The 16,461-nt window shown below is 66.9% G+C and carries 17 protein-coding genes; 13 read left to right on the forward strand and 4 right to left on the reverse strand.

Annotated elements, in window-relative coordinates:
- Positions 1-41: 41 nt before the first annotated feature.
- Complete coding sequence (locus AC07NY_RS14330) at positions 42-1,064, reverse strand: amino acid ABC transporter substrate-binding protein (RefSeq protein ID WP_494584379.1); 1,023 nt, start codon at positions 1,062-1,064, stop codon at positions 42-44.
- A gap of 268 nt (positions 1,065-1,332) precedes the next feature.
- Here AC07NY_RS14330 and rpmI point away from each other — a divergent pair, with 268 nt between their 5' ends.
- Both rpmI and rplT read left to right on the forward strand, forming a co-directional pair.
- Positions 1,333-1,533: a 50S ribosomal protein L35 gene (rpmI, locus tag AC07NY_RS14335; protein WP_047575639.1), complete on the forward strand. Its 201-nt coding sequence runs from the start codon at positions 1,333-1,335 to the stop codon at positions 1,531-1,533.
- Between the two features lie 28 nt (positions 1,534-1,561).
- Positions 1,562-1,936 (forward strand): 50S ribosomal protein L20, encoded by a 375-nt coding sequence (gene rplT, locus AC07NY_RS14340; protein WP_377846401.1) that lies wholly within the window; start codon positions 1,562-1,564, stop codon positions 1,934-1,936.
- Between the two features lie 61 nt (positions 1,937-1,997).
- Here rplT and AC07NY_RS14345 read toward each other — a convergent pair whose 3' ends face one another.
- Positions 1,998-2,717, reverse strand: a complete 720-nt coding sequence (locus AC07NY_RS14345) for an LOG family protein (protein ID WP_257732593.1) — start codon at positions 2,715-2,717, stop codon at positions 1,998-2,000.
- 140 nt (positions 2,718-2,857) lie between these two features.
- On the opposite strand from AC07NY_RS14345, the gene pheS reads away from it, so the two are divergent.
- From pheS to AC07NY_RS14380, 7 genes are all read left to right on the forward strand, one after another.
- The gene (gene pheS / locus AC07NY_RS14350; RefSeq protein ID WP_494584380.1) at positions 2,858-3,940 is read left to right on the forward strand and encodes a phenylalanine--tRNA ligase subunit alpha; all 1,083 of its coding nucleotides are present in this window, start codon (positions 2,858-2,860) and stop codon (positions 3,938-3,940) included.
- Positions 3,941-3,968: 28 nt separating this feature from the next.
- Positions 3,969-5,144, forward strand: coding sequence for a ceramide glucosyltransferase (locus tag AC07NY_RS14355; RefSeq protein WP_494584381.1), 1,176 nt, complete (start codon positions 3,969-3,971; stop codon positions 5,142-5,144).
- Positions 5,134-5,559 carry an ASCH domain-containing protein gene (locus tag AC07NY_RS14360; protein WP_494584382.1) on the forward strand — a complete coding sequence of 142 codons (426 nt, stop codon included), beginning with the start codon at positions 5,134-5,136 and terminating at the stop codon, positions 5,557-5,559. The genes AC07NY_RS14355 and AC07NY_RS14360 overlap by 11 nt, the downstream gene beginning before the upstream one ends.
- Positions 5,556-7,979: a phenylalanine--tRNA ligase subunit beta gene (pheT, locus tag AC07NY_RS14365; protein ID WP_494584383.1), complete on the forward strand. Its 2,424-nt coding sequence runs from the start codon at positions 5,556-5,558 to the stop codon at positions 7,977-7,979. Before AC07NY_RS14360 ends, pheT begins: the two co-directional genes overlap by 4 nt.
- 232 nt (positions 7,980-8,211) lie before the next feature.
- Positions 8,212-9,114, forward strand: coding sequence for an alpha/beta fold hydrolase (locus tag AC07NY_RS14370; RefSeq protein WP_494584384.1), 903 nt, complete (start codon positions 8,212-8,214; stop codon positions 9,112-9,114).
- Positions 9,111-10,187 carry a tartrate dehydrogenase gene (locus AC07NY_RS14375; protein ID WP_494584385.1) on the forward strand — a complete coding sequence of 359 codons (1,077 nt, stop codon included), beginning with the start codon at positions 9,111-9,113 and terminating at the stop codon, positions 10,185-10,187. Before AC07NY_RS14370 ends, AC07NY_RS14375 begins: the two co-directional genes overlap by 4 nt.
- A gap of 77 nt (positions 10,188-10,264) precedes the next feature.
- Complete coding sequence (locus AC07NY_RS14380) at positions 10,265-11,008, forward strand: TerC family protein (RefSeq protein ID WP_494584386.1); 744 nt, start codon at positions 10,265-10,267, stop codon at positions 11,006-11,008.
- Here AC07NY_RS14380 and AC07NY_RS14385 read toward each other — a convergent pair.
- Positions 10,996-11,628 (reverse strand): 4'-phosphopantetheinyl transferase family protein, encoded by a 633-nt coding sequence (locus tag AC07NY_RS14385; RefSeq protein WP_494584387.1) that lies wholly within the window; start codon positions 11,626-11,628, stop codon positions 10,996-10,998. The genes AC07NY_RS14380 and AC07NY_RS14385 overlap by 13 nt on opposite strands.
- A gap of 113 nt (positions 11,629-11,741) precedes the next feature.
- Here AC07NY_RS14385 and AC07NY_RS14390 point away from each other — a divergent pair, with 113 nt between their 5' ends.
- The 4 genes from AC07NY_RS14390 to AC07NY_RS14405 all read left to right on the forward strand — a co-directional run bounded on the left by AC07NY_RS14390 (position 11,742) and on the right by AC07NY_RS14405 (position 14,771).
- Positions 11,742-12,473 (forward strand): AzlC family ABC transporter permease, encoded by a 732-nt coding sequence (locus AC07NY_RS14390; RefSeq protein ID WP_494584388.1) that lies wholly within the window; start codon positions 11,742-11,744, stop codon positions 12,471-12,473.
- Positions 12,460-12,777 (forward strand): AzlD family protein, encoded by a 318-nt coding sequence (locus tag AC07NY_RS14395; RefSeq protein ID WP_494584389.1) that lies wholly within the window; start codon positions 12,460-12,462, stop codon positions 12,775-12,777. The genes AC07NY_RS14390 and AC07NY_RS14395 overlap by 14 nt, the downstream gene beginning before the upstream one ends.
- Positions 12,778-12,903: 126 nt before the next feature.
- Positions 12,904-13,776, forward strand: coding sequence for a branched-chain amino acid aminotransferase (locus tag AC07NY_RS14400; protein WP_494584390.1), 873 nt, complete (start codon positions 12,904-12,906; stop codon positions 13,774-13,776).
- Between the two features lie 17 nt (positions 13,777-13,793).
- Complete coding sequence (locus AC07NY_RS14405; protein WP_494584391.1) at positions 13,794-14,771, forward strand: NAD(P)H-dependent flavin oxidoreductase; 978 nt, start codon at positions 13,794-13,796, stop codon at positions 14,769-14,771.
- Between the two features lie 163 nt (positions 14,772-14,934).
- On the opposite strand, the gene murJ is transcribed toward AC07NY_RS14405, so the two are convergent.
- Positions 14,935-16,461 (reverse strand): murein biosynthesis integral membrane protein MurJ, encoded by a 1,527-nt coding sequence (murJ, locus tag AC07NY_RS14410; protein WP_494584392.1) that lies wholly within the window; start codon positions 16,459-16,461, stop codon positions 14,935-14,937.

A 16,461-nucleotide genomic window follows, 5' to 3' on the forward strand; every position in this document is an offset into this window, starting at 1 on the left:
CTCCCCGGAAGGAACGGCCCGGTCTCAGATGGGGGCTCGCCTCAGCGGATCGGCGGGCCGTATTGCAGGCCGCCTTTGGTCCAGAGGTTGTTGACGCCGCGCGGCAGCGGGTTGGTGGTCTTGGCGCCGAAATGGCGCTCGAAGCTCTCGCCGTAATTGCCGACCGCCTTGATGATGCGCACGACCCAGTCGTTGCTCAGGCCGAGGCCTTCGCCGAACTTGCCCTCGCTACCCAGCATGCGGCGGATCTCGGGGTTCTGCGAGGTCTTGGCGAGTTCCTCGACATTGGCCTGGGTCACGCCGAGCTCCTCGGCATTGATCGTGGCGATCACCGTCCAGCGCACGAGATCGAACCAGGATGCGTCGCTCTTGCGCACCCACGGGCCGAGCGGCTCCTTGGAGATGACCTGCTGGAGCAGCACATGCTCTTCCGGGTCCTTCAGCCGGCCGCGCGTGCCGGCGAGCGAGGAGAGATCGGTGGTGTAGGCGTCGCAGCGCCCGGCCTCATAGGCCTGCACCGTGTCCTCCAGCGTCGCGAAGGCGACGGTCTCGAACTTGAGGCCGTTGGTGCGGCCGTAATCGGCGAGGTTGAGTTCGGTGGTGGTGCCCTGCGCGACGCAGACCGACGCGCCGTTGAGGTCCTTGACGCTGTTCACGCCGAGCTTCTTGCGGACGATGAAGCCTTGGCCGTCGTAATAGTTGATCGCGGTGAAGCTGACGCCCTGGCCGATATCGCGGCCGAGCGACCATGTCGTGGTGCGGGCGAGCACGTCGATCTCGCCCGATTGCAGCGCGACGAGGCGGTTCTTGCTCGACAGCGAGAGGTAGGTCGCCTTGTTCGGATCGTTGAAGATCGCGGCCGCGAGCGCGCGGCAGACATCGGTGTCGAAGCCCTGCCAGACGCCGTTCTTGTCCTGCAGCGAGAAACCCGGAACGCCTTCGCTGGTGCCGCAGATGATGTTGCCGCGCGCCTTGATCTTGTCGAGCGTCGATTGGGCAAGCGCAGGGGCCGAGGCGGCGGCCGTCAGGGCCAGGCCTGTGGCGAGGGTGAGAAGCTTCTTCACGGGGAGACTCCAGATGCGGAACGCGCCTGTTGAGCTTACGGCGTGACAATCATTTGAAGGAAGCGGATAAAACGCTGCTGCTTTTCCGGGCAGCCCCATTGGGGATTGCCGGCTTCGCACTTGCAATAGACGCCGTTTTCTGCGATAGGCCCGGCCTTCGATCGCCCGGCTGATAAGGGCTGCCGTGGCGATCGTGCTTTGCTTCCTGAAAGCAAGACATTGGCAACGCGTTCAAAAGACGCGCAGCCACGACCATTGAGGAGCTCAAATGCCCAAGATCAAGACCAAATCGGCCGCCAAAAAGCGGTTCAAGATCACCGGAACCGGCAAGGTGCTCTACGCCCAGGCCGGCAAGCGTCACGGGATGATCAAGCGGACCAACAAGCAGATCCGCAATCACCGCGGTACCACGACCCTCTTCGAGGGCGATGCTGCCAACGTGAAGAAGTTCTTCCTCCCCAACGGCTGACGCCACCTGACATTCCGGAGATCATGACATGGCTCGCGTGAAACGGGGCGTAACGTCCCACGCCAAGCACAAGAAGACGTTCAAGGCTGCCAAGGGCTTCTATGGCCGCCGCAAGAATACGATCCGCGCCGCGAAGGCGGCCGTCGATCGGTCGATGCAGTACGCCTATCGCGACCGCAAGAACAAGAAGCGCACGTTCCGCGCTCTCTGGATCCAGCGTCTCAACGCTGCGGTGCGCGAGCACGGTCTGACCTATTCGGTCTTCATCGGCGGCCTGATCAAGTCCGGCATCGAGCTGGACCGCAAGACCCTGTCGGCCATGGCCATCGACGACGCAGCCTCGTTCGCTGCCGTGGTCGAGACGGTCAAGGGCGTGCTGGGCGCCGAGGCCAAGGCTGCCTGAGCAGCCTTGCAGTGCTGAATTGGAAAAGGCCGGCGGTGACGCCGGCCTTTTTCTTTGGGGTCTACGTCTGCACGCTTCCGTTCTTCGGCGGGTTCCAGCCTTCGCCGGCGCCTTCGACGATCCGGTCATAGGCTTCCTCAGGCGAATCTACATAGCTGAACAGCTTCAGGTCATCGGGCCGGATGAAGCCCGCCGCTGCCATCTGGTCGAGATTGAGCAGGCCCTTCCAGTAGCCGGAATCGTAGAGCACGATCGGCACCGGGCCCATCTTGCCGGTCTGCACCAGGGTCATGATCTCGAAGAGTTCGTCGAGCGTGCCGAAGCCGCCGGGGAAGACCACGAGCGCCGCGGCGCGCATCGCCAGATGCATCTTCCGCATCGCGAAATAGTGGAACAGGAAGGTCAGGTCCGGCGTCGACCAGGCATTGGGCTCCTGCTCGTGCGGCAGGGTGATGTTGAAGCCGATCGAGATCGCGCCGGCTTCGGTCGCGCCACGATTGGCGGCCTCCATGATGCCCGGCCCGCCGCCGGTGGCGATGACGTGATGGCGCCCGGCCTCGCCGTCGCGCAGCGCCCCGCCGCGCTCCGACGCGATGCGGCCGAAGGTGCGGGCAGCTTCGTACCAGGGATTGCCCTCGCGCACCCGCGCCGAGCCGAAGACGACGATGGTCGAGACGACGCCGCGCGCCCTCAGGCTGTCCTCCGCCTTCTGGTATTCCAGCATGAAGCGCGCGCCGCGCATCGAATCGCCGAGGATGAAATCCGGGTCGAGCGCGGCCATCCGGTAAGAGGGCGATTCCTTCTGGCGGGTATTGTCGGGCAAGGCAGCCTCCTCAAGTCGTCGCTTCGCTCTGGCATATGCCGGCCGTTCCCGCTAGAACGCGCCCGTTCCCACGCCTTCAAACGCTTGCGACTTAATTCATGACCGATATCGCCACCCTGGAACGCCACGTCCTCGCCGCGATCGATTCTGCCGCCGATGAAGCCGCCATCGAGGATGTGCGCATCGGCGCCCTCGGCAAGTCCGGCTCGATCTCGGCGCTGCTGAAGACGCTTGGCGGCATGACGCCGGACGAGCGCAAGGAGAAGGGCCCGCAGATCAACGGCCTGCGCGACCGTGTGCAGGGCGCCATCGCCGCTCGCAAGGAAGCGCTCGGCGAGGCCGCTCTCGAAGCCCGGCTTGCCTCCGAGCGCGTCGATATCTCGCTGCCGGTGCAGGACGGCCCGGAAGCGCGCGGCCGCATCCACCCGATCAGCCAGGTCATCGACGAGATCACCGCGATCTTCGGCGACATGGGCTTCGCCATTGCCGAAGGGCCGGATGTCGAGACCGACGACCTCAACTTCACCAAGCTGAACTTCCCGGTCGGCCATCCCGCTCGCGAGATGCACGACACCTTCTTCTTCGCGCCGGATGAGAACGGCGAGCGGAAGCTGCTGCGCACCCACACCTCGCCGGTCCAGGTCCGCACCATGCTGGTGCAGGAGCCGCCGATCCGCGTGATCTGCCCGGGCCGGACCTATCGCAACGATTCCGACCAGACCCACACCCCGATGTTCCATCAGGTCGAGGGGCTCGTCATCGACAAGTCGGCCAATCTCGGCCACCTCAAGTGGATCCTCGAAGAGTTCTGCAAGTCCTTCTTCGAGATCGACGACGTGAAGATGCGCTTCCGCCCGTCCTTCTTCCCCTTTACCGAGCCCTCGATGGAGGTCGACATCCAGTGCTCGCGCAAGGGCGGCGAAATCCGCTTCGGCGAGGGCGACGACTGGCTGGAGATCCTCGGCTGCGGCATGGTCCACCCGAACGTGCTGAAAAATTGCGGGCTCGACCCGGAGGTCTATCAGGGCTTCGCCTGGGGCATGGGCATCGACCGCATCGCCATGCTGAAATACGGCATGCCGGACCTGCGCCCGTTCTTCGAGGCCGATGTGCGCTGGCTCGCCCATTACGGCTTCCGTCCGCTCGACCTGCCGACGCTGACGGGCGGCCTGTCCTCATGACGGCATCGGCCGGGCAGGGGAGGGCGCGATGACGCCTGCGGGCTGGGCGGCGACGATCGCCGTGCTGCTGGTCGTGATGAACCTGGCGAGCCAGGCCATCGCGCTCTGGCGGCTGCGCCGGCCTTTGCAGCGCTCCGCTCTGCTCGAAGAACTGCCGCCGGTCACCATCGTTCGGCCGGTGCGCGGCATCGAGGCCTTCAGCCGCGAGACGGCGATCTCGGGGCTGGAACTCGACTATCCCCGCTACAGCACGATCTTCTGCGTCGCCGACGCGCATGACCCGATCATCCCGCTGATCGAGGAATTGGTCGGCATCTACGGCAACGAGAAGGCGCGCCTGATCGTCGGCGACGTGCCGGTCAGCGCCAATCCCAAGCTCAACAACTGCGTGCGCGGCTGGGAGGCGGCGGAGACCGACTGGGTCATCCTCGCCGATTCCAATGTGCTGATGCCCAAGGATTACATCCAGCGCATGCTCGCCGCCTGGCAGCCGACGACCGGGCTCGTCTGCTCGACGCCGGCCGGTTCCCGGCCTCTGTGCATTGGCGCCGAAGTCGAATGCGCCTTCCTCAACGCCTTCCAGGCGCGCTGGCAATATGTTGGCGAGGCGCTGGGCCTTGGCTTCGCACAGGGCAAGTCGATGCTCTGGAACAAGCCTTTCCTCGACGCCAATGGCGGCATCGCCGCGCTCGGCGCCGAGATCGCCGAGGATGCGGCCTCGACCAAGCTGGTGCGCAGCACCGGGCGGCAGGTCCATCTCGTCGGCCAGCCCTTCGAGCAGCCGCTTGGCCGGCGCAGACTGAGGGACGCCGTGCAGCGCCAGTTCCGCTGGGCGCGTCTGCGGCGCGTGACCTTCCTGCCCTTCTTCGCGCTGGAAATCCTGTCCACGCCATTCCTTGCGGCCGTGCTGGCGGCCTTCGGCGCTTCTGCCATCGGCCTGCCGGCTTGGCTTGCGCCGCTCTTCGTGCTGCTCGTCTGGTATGCCGGCGATATCGTGCTGTCCGCGAGTGTCGGCTGGTTCCTGAACTGGCGTACTCCGCTCGCCATGCTGGCACGCGACATCGCCTTCCCCGGCATCTGGGCCTATGCCTTCGTCGGCGGCGAGGTGAGCTGGCGTGGCAATGCCATGAAGATCAGCACCGACGGCGCCAACAAGCTCAACGATGCGACGGCGCCGGCACAGGCGGGGCGCGATGGACGCTGAGCTGATCGCCTCCTTGCCGGAGCGTTATCGCGATTGCCCGAGCTTTTCCTTCGGCGACAGCCCGGAACTCGCGACGGAGCTTGCTGCGCTGGTCGTGAGCGGTCGCAAGATCGCGACGGTGAACACGCTCGACGCGCCCGATTGCCCCAAGCTCAACGAGCTCTGGATCGTGCTCGACGGCACCGGCCGGCCCGTCTGCGTCATCGAGACGCTCGAACTCACCCCGCGGCGCTTCGATGAAGTTGACGAGGCCTTCGCCTTCGACGAAGGGGAGGGGGACCGCTCCCTGGCCTTCTGGCGGGACGCCCACGAATCCTATTTCCGGCGCATCGGTGTCTTCAGCCCCGACATGCCCTTGCTTTGCGAACGCTTCCGTCTGGTGGAAGTGCTCGCCCCGATGGACGTAGACCGATGAAGTTCACGATCTCCTGGCTCAAAGAGCATCTCGACACCGACGCCTCCGTTGCGGAGATCGCTGAGACCTTGACCCGCGTCGGCCTGGAGGTCGAGGCGATCGAGGATCGCGCCGCCGCGCTGTCGGCTTTCACCATCGCCTATGTCATCGAGGCGAAGCAGCACCCGAATGCCGATCGCCTGCGCGTCTGCCTGGTCGATACCGGAGCGGGCGAGCCCGTGCAGGTCGTCTGCGGCGCGCCGAATGCCCGCACCGGCATGAAGGGCGTGTTCTCGCCGCCGGGCAGCTACATCCCCGGCAAGAAGGTCACGCTCGGCAAGGGCGTGATCCGCGGCATCGAATCGAACGGCATGCTGGTCTCGGAAGCCGAGCTGGAGTTGTCCGACGACCATGACGGCATCATCGAATTGCCGGCGGACGCTCCTGTCGGCCAGCCCTACGCCCCCTATGCCGGGCTCGACGATGCCGTGATCGAGATCGCGGTGACGCCGAACCGGGCCGATGCACTTGGCGTCGCCGGCATCGCCCGCGACCTCGCCGCCGCCGGCCTCGGCAAGTTGAAGAACGCGCCGATCCAGCCGATCAGCGGCTCCTTCCCGTGCCCTGTGAAGGTCACGCTCGACTTCGCTGCGGAAGACCGGAAGCTCTGCCCGGCCTTCGCGCTGCGCCTCGTGCGCGGCGTCAAGAACGGCCCCTCGCCGGACTGGCTGCAGGCGCGCCTGCGCGCCGTCGGCTTGCGTCCGATCAACGCGCTGGTCGACATCACCAATTTCATGACGCTCGACCGCAACCGGCCGCTGCACGTCTTCGATGCCGCCAAGGTAAAGGGCAATCTCACCGTTCGGCGCGCCAAGGCTGGCGAGACCATCCTCGCTCTCGACGGCAAGACCTATACGCTGACCGACGAGCAGGTCGTGATCGCCGACGAGCACGGCGTCGAGTCGCTGGCCGGCATCATGGGCGGCGAGGCCTCGGGCAGCAGCGAGACGACGACCGACGTGCTGATCGAGAGCGCGCTCTGGGACCCGCTGAACGTCGCCCGCTCGGGCCGCGCGCTCGGCATCAATTCGGATGCGCGCTATCGCTTCGAGCGCGGCGTCGATCCCGATTTCGCCCGGCCGGGCCTCGATCTCGCGACCGCGCTGGTGATCGAGCTCTGCGGCGGCGAAGCGTCCGAGATGGAATTCGTCGGCGAGTTGCCGGATAGCCCCGCCGCGATCGATTTCCCCTGGTCGGAGGTTGAGCGTCTGACCGGGCTCGACCTGCCGCAGGCTGAGATGAAGCAGGCGCTGACCTCGCTCGGCTTCGACGTTTCGGGCGCGGGCGACCGAGTGAAAGTGGCGCCGCCGTCGTGGCGCGCCGATGTCGGTGGCAAGGCCGATCTCGTCGAGGAGGTCGTCCGCATCGCCGGGCTCGACCGCGTCGCCTCGACGCCGCTGCCGCGCATCAAGGGCGAGGTCGTCAAGCCGGTCCTGACCGTGCTGCAGAAGCGCACCCGCACCGCCAAGCGCACGCTCGCGGCGCGCGGCCTCGTCGAGGCGGTGACCTGGTCCTTCATCTCGCATGACCAAGCGAAGCTCTTCGGCGGTGGCTCGCCCAAGCTCGCGCTGGCCAACCCGATCGCCGCCGATCTCTCGGACATGCGGCCCTCGCTGCTGCCGGGGCTGATCCGCGCCGCGCAGAGCAATGCCGATCGCGGCTTCCCGGATGTGGCGCTGTTCGAGGTCGGCCAGGTCTTCAAGAGCGACGAGCCGGAAGGCCAGCTCATCGCCGCGACCGGCCTGCGCCGCGGCACCGCTCGCCTTGACGGTGTTGGCCGTCGCTGGGATGTCGGCGCCAAGTCCGTCGACGTCTTCGATGCCAAGGCCGATGTGCTCGGCCTGCTCTCTGGGCTCGGCATCCCGACCGGCGGTCTCCAGATCGTCGCGGGCGGCCCGGCCTGGGCCCATCCCGGCCGCTCGGCCACGCTCCAGTTCGGCCCCAAGGGCGTGATCGGCGCCTTCGGCGAGGTCCACCCCAAGATTTTGAAGGCGCTCGACGTGAAGGGGCCGCTGGTCGCCTTCGAGATCCATCTCGACGCGCTGCCCCTGCCCAAGGCCAAGCCGACCAAGGTCAAGCCGAAGCTCGCGCTCTCCGATTTCCAGCCGGTGACGCGCGACTTCGCCTTCATCGTCGACAAGGCGGTGGCGGCCGGCGACATGGTCAAGACGGCGCAGGGCGCCGATCGTGCGCTGATCGCCAATGTCGGCGTCTTCGATCTCTACGAGGGCGCGGGCGTCGAGGCCGGCAAGAAATCGGTCGCGCTGGCCGTCACGCTGCAGCCGACCGAGAAGACGCTGACCGAGGCCGAGATCGAGGCCGTCGGCAGCAAGATCGTCGCCGAGATCGGCAAGCGCTACGGCGCGACGCTGCGCGGCTGAGTGATCATCCAAGGCGCGTCATGCTCGGGCTCGACCCGAGCATCTCGTGCTGAATGAGGCTCCCGCGCTCTTTCGGCGGCAGATTCTCGGGTCACCGCTTCGCGGCGCCCGAGAATGACGCCGTGGGGTGCCGGGGTCTCCCACCATTGATCGACATTATGTAATAATCCATGCGCGAAATCCCTGCGCTATCAGGGTATGCGCTGACGCATTCTTGCATCTTCGCGGTCCTATGAGCCTTACCGAACGTCCCGTCGCGGACAATCTGTTCCCCGGTTTTCGCCTGCTCGACGTCGCGACGTCGGGGCCGCGGATTCGCGTGCGGATCGGCGGGGAGGGGCCGCCGCTTCTGCTGCTGCACGGCTATCCGCAGACCCATGTGATGTGGCGCCGGATCGCGCCGCTGCTCGCCCCGCATTTCACCCTGATCTGCTCGGATCTGCGCGGCTATGGCGATTCCGACAAGCCGCCGAGCGATGCCGATCACGCGCCTTACGCGAAGCGCGCCATGGCGCAGGACATGGCCGAGGTGATGAGCGCGCTCGGGCATGAGCACTTCTGCGTCGGCTCGCATGATCGCGGCGCCCGCGTCGCGCATCGTCTGGCGCTCGATCATGGCGAGCGCGTGCTGAAGCTCGCCACCCTCGACATCGCGCCGACCCGCGAGATGTGTCGCGACACGACAGATGCCTTCGCCCGCGCCTACTGGCACTGGTTCTTCCTGATCCAGCCCGCGCCGATGCCGGAGCGCATGATCGAGAGCGACCCGGATTTCTACTGGACGAGCCGGCGTGCCTCGGACATGCGGCTGTTCGAGCCCGAGGCGTTGCAGGAATACCTGCGCTGCTTCCGCGATCCCGCGATGATCCATGCGAGCTGCGAGGATTATCGCGCCGCCGCGACGATCGACATCGCCCATGACGATGCCGATGGCGGCCGCAAGCTCGCCTGCCCGCTGCTGGCGCTTTGGGGCGAGCGCGGCGTCATCGGAAAATGCTTCGACCCTCTGGCCTTGTGGCGCGAGCGTGCGCAGGATGTGCGCGGCCGGGCTCTGCCGGGCGGACATTATCTGGCGGAGGAGGTTCCCGATCTCGTCGCCGCGGAGTTCAGGGCCTTCTTCGGAGAAACCGCATGACCGGCACCAACCGCGTTTACCGCATCGCCGTGATCGCCGGCGACGGCATCGGCAAGGAGGTCATGCCCGAGGGCCTGCGCGTGCTCGAGGCCGCTTCCAAGAAATACGGCTTCGAACTGCGCCTCGACGAGTTCGATTTCTCCTCCTGCGACTACTACGCCAAGCACGGCAAGATGCTGCCGGACGACTGGAAGGAGAAGATCGGCGGCCATGACGCGATCTATTTCGGCGCCGTCGGCATGCCCCAGCAGGTGCCGGACCATATCTCGCTCTGGGGTTCGCTGCTGCTGTTCCGGCGCGAGTTCGACCAATACGTCAACCTGCGCCCCGTGCGCCTGATGCCGGGCGTGCCCGGCCCGCTCGCCAACCGCAAGCCCGGCGATATCGACTTCTTCGTCGTGCGCGAGAACACAGAGGGCGAGTATTCCTCGGTCGGCGGGCGCATGTATGCCGGTACCGAGCGCGAGATCGTCATCCAGGAGACGGTGATGAGCCGGGTCGGCGTCGACCGCGTGCTGAAATACGCCTTCGAATTGGCGCAGCGTCGCCCGCGCAAGAAGCTGACCTCGGCCACCAAGTCCAACGGCATCTCGATCACCATGCCGTACTGGGACGAGCGGGTGAAGGAGATGGCGAAGCACTACCCCGGCGTCGCGGTCGACCAGTACCATATCGACATCCTGACCGCGCATTTCGTGCTGAACCCGGATCGTTTCGACGTGGTCGTAGCCTCCAACCTGTTCGGCGACATCCTCTCCGATCTCGGACCGGCCTGCACCGGCACGATCGGCATCGCGCCCTCCGGCAACATCAACCCGACCGGCGATCACCCCTCGCTGTTCGAGCCGGTCCACGGCTCGGCGCCCGATATCGCCGGGCAGGGCATCGCCAATCCCGTCGGCATGATCTGGTCCGGCGCGATGATGCTGGACCATCTCGGCGAGCACGAGGCGTCCAAAGGCATCGAGGCGGCAATCGAGCGTGCGCTCGGCGATGCACGGACCCGCACCCGCGATCTCGGCGGCTCGCTCGGCACCGAAGCCGCCGGCAAGGCGGTTGAGCAGGCGCTCTAGGATGATCGGCTACTTCATCAAAACACGCCGGCCTGATCCGGCTCTCTGACAAACCGCAAAAAGGGGCAACCTGACCAATGGATTTCGCATCTTCCGCCTTCTGGACCTCACTGCTCCAGATCATCTGGATCGACCTGCTGCTTTCGGGCGACAACGCGGTCGTGATCGCGCTCGCCGTGCGCTCGCTGCCGGAGAAGCAGCGCAAGGTCGGCATCTGGCTCGGCGCCGGCGCGGCGGTGGGCCTGCGCATCATCTTCGCGGTGGTCGTCAGCTACCTCCTGAACATCCCGTTCCTGAAGGTCGTCGGCGCGCTGCTCCTGTTCTGGATCGCCATCAAGCTCGCCAAGGGTGAGGAAGAGGCGCATGGCGAGATCGCTGCCAGCGACAATCTCTGGAAGGCGGTACGCACCATTGCCATTGCCGATGCGGTGATGAGCCTCGACAACGTGCTCGCGATCGCCGCCGCCGCACGCGGCCATTTCGAGCTGTTCGTGTTCGGCCTGCTGCTGACGATCCCGCTGATCATCTTCGGCGCCCGCCTGCTCTCGTCGGTCCTCGAGCGCTTCCCGATCCTGATCTGGCTCGGCGCGGCCCTGCTCGGCTGGATCGCGGGCGAGATGCTGCTCAGCGACATGGCGGTGATGCAGTGGCTCCAGGTCCATATGCCGAGCTGGGTCCAGAGCGTGCCGGTCTCCGAGACGAACCCGGCCGGTCTCCTGCCCGCCAAGGTGCCGTTCTATACGGCGGCGGTGCTCGGCGCGGCCTTCGTCTGCATCGTCGGCTACTCCCTCAAGAAGAAGCCGATCGATCAGGCCGGCTGATTTGCTTCAGCCTGACCGGTAGCGACGAACGCGGCGGCCATGATCTCATGGCCGCCGTTTTTCATGGTGCGGAGAACGCCGATGGCGTCCGTGGGAGCGGGCGCGTCGGTCACCCGAAAGGCTGTCTCCGACAGAAGCGACACCGCGAAACTCTCCGGCGCCCGCCGGAAGCCCGTTCCCAAAGCCTTCACGTAAGCCTCCTTCGCGGCCCAGAGGCGGGCGAAGCTCTGGGCTCGCTGGGGAGTATCCGCTGCTACGAGGGCGGCGCGCTCGTCGGGGTGCAACAGGTCGAGCGGCGGTGCAGCTTGTTCATCGACCTGTTCGACGTCGATGCCCAGCGGATGACGCGCGAGGCCGACGGCGACGATCCCGGCCCGTGTCGCCAATGAAAGATGCAGGCCAGATTTCCTGGGAAGATCAAGCAGAGGGCGCCCGAGCGCATCATGCGCGATGGCGACGTCCTCCTCACGGCAACCAAGCTGATGCGCCACGATCTGCCGCGCCGTGCCACGTCTCAGCGCGGAGCGCTCCGTCAGGTTGCGCGGAGCAGCATTCGTCCGGATAAGCCAGATCGCGGGCAGGGCAGGGGCGATGGCATCGGCGTCGTCAAACCAGTGCATGGCTCATCTGTAGGGCTCCTGCCGAAGGCTGTCGCGCCCTGCGCGGAATTCATGCAGGCGCGCCGTTCCTGCGCGTTGACCTTCGCGCAGGCTTTCCCGCTTTTGGAAGGATCATGTCACCCGACCCGAACACGCCGCCGGTCGTCCCGGAAGCACCGATCACCGCCGCCGGCATGATGCTCGGCCTGCGCAAGGTCTCCGTGCTGATGCCGGGCATCGTCGTCTTCGCCGTCGCCTTCGGCGCGGCGGCGGCGGCGAAGGGGCTCACCCTGTTCCAGACCTTGCTGATGAGCGGCTTCGTCTATGCCGGCGTCGCGCAGCTTGTCTCGCTGGAGCTCTGGCGCCCGGAATGGAGCTGGGGGGCGATTGCCGGCATCGCCGTGGTCACCGCAACCGTCAACGCGCGCATGGTGCTGCAGGGGGCCTCTCTGCAGCCCTGGTTCGCGAAATACCCGAAGACGCTCAACGCCTTCCATCTCTTCTTCTTCACCGATGCCAACTGGCTGATCGGCACGCGTTACCGCGCCGAAGGCGGGCGCGACCTCGGCGTGCTGGTCGGGGCCGGGCTCGCGCTCTGGCTGGTCTGGGTGATCGCGACCGGCGGCGGCTACATGCTCGGCGCGCTGGTCAGCGACCCGCGCCGCTACGGCATCGATCTCGTCATGCCGATCTTCTTCGCCGCGATGATTGTGCCGCTCTGGCGTGGGCGGCGCGGCATGGTGCCCTGGGTCGTCGCCGGGCTCGTCGCGCTGGTCACCGCCCGGCTGGTCGATGGCTACGCCTTCATCATCGTCGGCTCGCTCGCCGGCGCGATCACGGGAGCGTTCAGCGATGACGCTGCCTGACCTCGGTACCTGGGGCCCGATCATCGCCATCACCGCGATGGCCGCCGCGACCTATCTCTGCCGCATCTCCGGCGTGGCGCTGATGAGCATCATCCCGCTGACGCCGCATGTCCGGCGCGGCCTCGCGGCCCTGCCGGGTTCGATCGTCGTGGCGACCGTCCTGCCCTTGATCGAGCGGCTCGGCTGGGCCGCGGCGATCGCGCTGCTGGCCGCTGTCGGCACCATGATCCTGCGGCGTAGCGAGCTCTTGGCGCTGCTCGTCGGCATGGCGGCGATCTCGGGCCTGCGCGCGCTCGGCTACTGATCCATCACGCGGGCCGATTGCTTCCATCACATCACGTCATCCCGATATGCATCGCCGCATGTTGACGGCGAAGGGCGGGGGGAGGACGGTGCGGCTGAGTTAAATCGCCTACAATGGAGCGCCGTCATGGCATGGTATTCTCAGACGTGGACCTGGTTCGATGGCGCCTGGCATGAGGGCAACCCCGGCATCGTCGGTCCGCGCAGCCATGTGCTCTGGCAGGCTTCCTCGGTCTTCGACGGCGGCCGCTATTTCGACGGCGTCGCGCCGGACATCGACCTGCATGCCGCCCGCGTGAACCGCTCGGCCACCGCGCTCGGCCTGAACCCGACCGTCGAGGCCGACTTCATCGTCGGGAAGATGTTCGAGGGCGTCAAGAAATTCGCCCCCGGCACGGCGATCTACGTCAAGCCGATGTACTGGGGCGAGGCGGACGGCCCGTCCACGATCATGCCCGATCCGGACTCGACCCAGTTCGCGCTCTGCCTGTTCGAGGCAGCGATGCCGCAGCCGACGGCCGGCTTCTCGGTGACCAAGGGCGCCTTCCGCCGCCCGAGCTACGAGACCGCCCCGACCGACGCCAAGGCCGGCTGCCTCTACCCGAACAATGCCCGCGTGCTGAAGGTGGCGAAGGCCGCCGGCTTCGACAACGCGCTGGTGCTCGACATGCAGGGCAATGTCGCGGAGACCGCGACTTCGAACATCTTCCTCGCCAAGGACGGCGTCGTGAAGACCCCTGTTCCGAACGGCACCTTCCTGAACGGCATCACCCGCCAGCGCGTCATCAAGCTGATGCGCGAGAGCGGCATTCCGGTCGAGGAATGCAGCCTGCGCTATGAGGATTTCGAGCAGGCCGACGAGATCTTCATGTCCGGCAACTACTCGAAATGCATGCCGGTGACCCGCATCGACAACCGCACGCTCCAGCCCGGCCCGCTCTTCCGCCGCGCCCGCGAGCTCTACATGGACTACGCCCACAGCAAGCCGAAGGCCGCCTGAGCCTGAAGGCCCGGTCCATGGCGCGCCTCGCCACGCGATTGACCGAACGCCTCGGCATCGCCCATCCCATCCTGTCGGCGCCGATGGCGCTGGCAGGCGGTGGGGCGCTGGCCGCGGCGGTCACGCGCGCCGGCGGCCTCGGCTTGATCGGCGGGGGCTATGGCGATGCCGCCTGGATCGAGCAGCAATTCGCTGCAGCCGGCAACACACAGGTCGGCTGCGGCTTCATCACCTGGTCGATGGCGAAAAAGCCTGAGCTTCTGACGCAGGCGCTGGCGCACAAGCCGGCCGCTCTGATGCTCTCCTTCGGCGACCCGCGCCCCTTCGCCGGTGAGATCGCGGCGGCGGGCGTGCCTTTGATCTGCCAGTGCCAGTCGCTCGCCCATGTCCGTCAGGCCATCGAGGCCGGCGCTACGATCGTCGTCGCGCAAGGCTCCGAAGCGGGCGGACATGGCGCCAACCGCGCGACGCTGCCCTTCGTGCCCGAGGCAGCGGATCTCATCGCCCGCGAAAGCCCCGACACGCTGCTCGTTGCCGCAGGTGGCATCGCCGATGGCCGCGGGCTCGCCGCAGCCCTGATGCTCGGTGCCGATGGCGTGCTGGCTGGTACGCGCTTCTGGGCGAGCCGCGAGGCGCTGGTGCATGAGCGCCATCATGCTGCGGCCGTCGGAGCGACGGGCGACCAAACCGTGCGCTCTTCCTTGCCCGACATCGCCCGCCAGCTCGACTGGCCGAAGCCCTTCGATATCCGCGTCTCCGACAACGCCTTCATCGCGAATTGGGCGGGCCGCGATGCTGCGCTCAAGGATGCCATCGCAGCCGAGGGCCCGGCTTATCGCGAGGCCTTCATGGCCGGCGATCCTGACAAGGCGGCTGTCATCTTTGGCGAGGCAGCCGGGCTGATTTCCGATGTTCCCAGCGCCGCGGAGATCGTCGAGCGCATGGTGGTCGAGGCAGCTGCGTTGCTCGGTGGCGCAAAGCACTTCCTCGCCTGATACGTTTCAGGGTCACATTGTCATTCCGGGGCGCCCGAAGGCGAACCCGGAACCCACGACTGGGTGCGACGTATCGGTTGGGACGGGCTCACCCAGTCGTGGGTTCCGGGCTTTTCGCTTTGCGAAGCCCCGGAATGACAAGGGTCCAGCCTGAAGAACTGCTCTATCTCAGCAACCTGAGCAGCCCCGTCACCTTGAGCAGCCCGCCGGCCAGCACCGCGTAGAGCACGGCTGCGACGCCTGACAACAGTAGCACCGCCATCAAAATCGGTTCGAAGGGCAGGGCCGCCGTCAGCTTGAGCGCGAGCGGCTTCCCCCACCAGGCCAGCAGGCCGCAGATCGCCGCCACGCCGCAGATGATCGCCGCGAAGCCGGGCAGGCGCCGGTCGAGCTCGGTCAGGCCGCGTCGCCGCGCCAGGACGAAGAGCACGATCAGGTTGACCCAGGCGCCGGCTGCCGTCGCGAGCGCCAGTCCGGGTGCGCCCCAGTCGCGCCAGAGCAGGAGCTTGATCGCGACATTGCAGGCGATGGCGGCGAGCGCGACCAGCATCGGCGTCATCGTGTCGCCGCGCGCCTGGAAGGCCGAGACCTGTGTGCGGATCATCACGATCGCCGGCAGGCCGAGCGCATAGGCGAACAGAACCGCGCCGGCCGCCGCGCTTGCCGGCGCATCGAATTCGCCGCGCTGGAACAGTCCCGCGATCATCATTTCGGGAACCGCGACGAAGGCGGCGACGAAGGGCGCGCTGGCGGCGAGCGAGATCGCGATGGCGCGGCTCTGCGCGCGATTGGCGGCGGCCTCGTCGCCCCGCGCGATGGCGCGGCTCATCGCCGAGAGCGCGACGGTGCCGACCGCGATCGCGATCAGCCCGAGCGGCAATTGGTAGAGCCGTTCGGCATAGTACAGCGCGGCATAGCCGCCGCGCGGCAGCATCGAGGCGATGATGCCGTCCGTGAAGATCGCGATCTGGACGCCGGCCGAGCCGATCACCGCCGGCCCGAACACCTTGAGGAAATGCCGGACCCCGGCATCCATGCGCGGGCGCACCACCTTGCCGGAGACGCCGGCCCGCCGCGCCGCGACATAGAGCAGGACCCATTGCGCCACGCCGGAGATCGCGACGCCCCAGGCGGCAGCATGGGCGGCGCTCGGGAACAGGAAGGGCACGGCCAGTGCGGCGACGATGAAGACGTTGAGCAGGATCGGCGCGGCCGCGAAGGCGGCATAGCGCTCGACGGCGTTGAGCGTCGCGCCGAGGAAGGTGACCATGGTCACGAACAAAAGATAGGGGAAGGTGATCCGCGTCAGCGCGACCGCGAGCTCGAAGACCGCCGGGTCCTTGGTGAAGCCCGGCGCCAGCAGCGTCACCAGCCAGGGCATCAAGGGCAGGGCGAGCGCCAGCAGGACGATCTGCACGATCAGCTGGACGGTGAAGAGCCGGTCGGCGAAGAGATTGGCGGCTTCGCGCCCCTCTTTCTCGGCGATCAGCGCATAGGTCGGCACATAGGCCTGGTTGACGGCGCCCTCGCCGAAAATGGCGCGGAAATGATTGGGCAGGCGCAGCGCGACCGAGAAGGCGTCCATGATCGCGCCCGCGCCGAGCACCGCCGCCAGCACGATGTCGCGGACGAATCCGGTGATCCGCGAGATCAGCGTATAGCCGCCGACCGACAGGATGTTCTTGAGCAT

The sequence above is a fragment of the Allobosea sp. GW821-FHT09G06 genome (genome assembly GCF_059416005.1).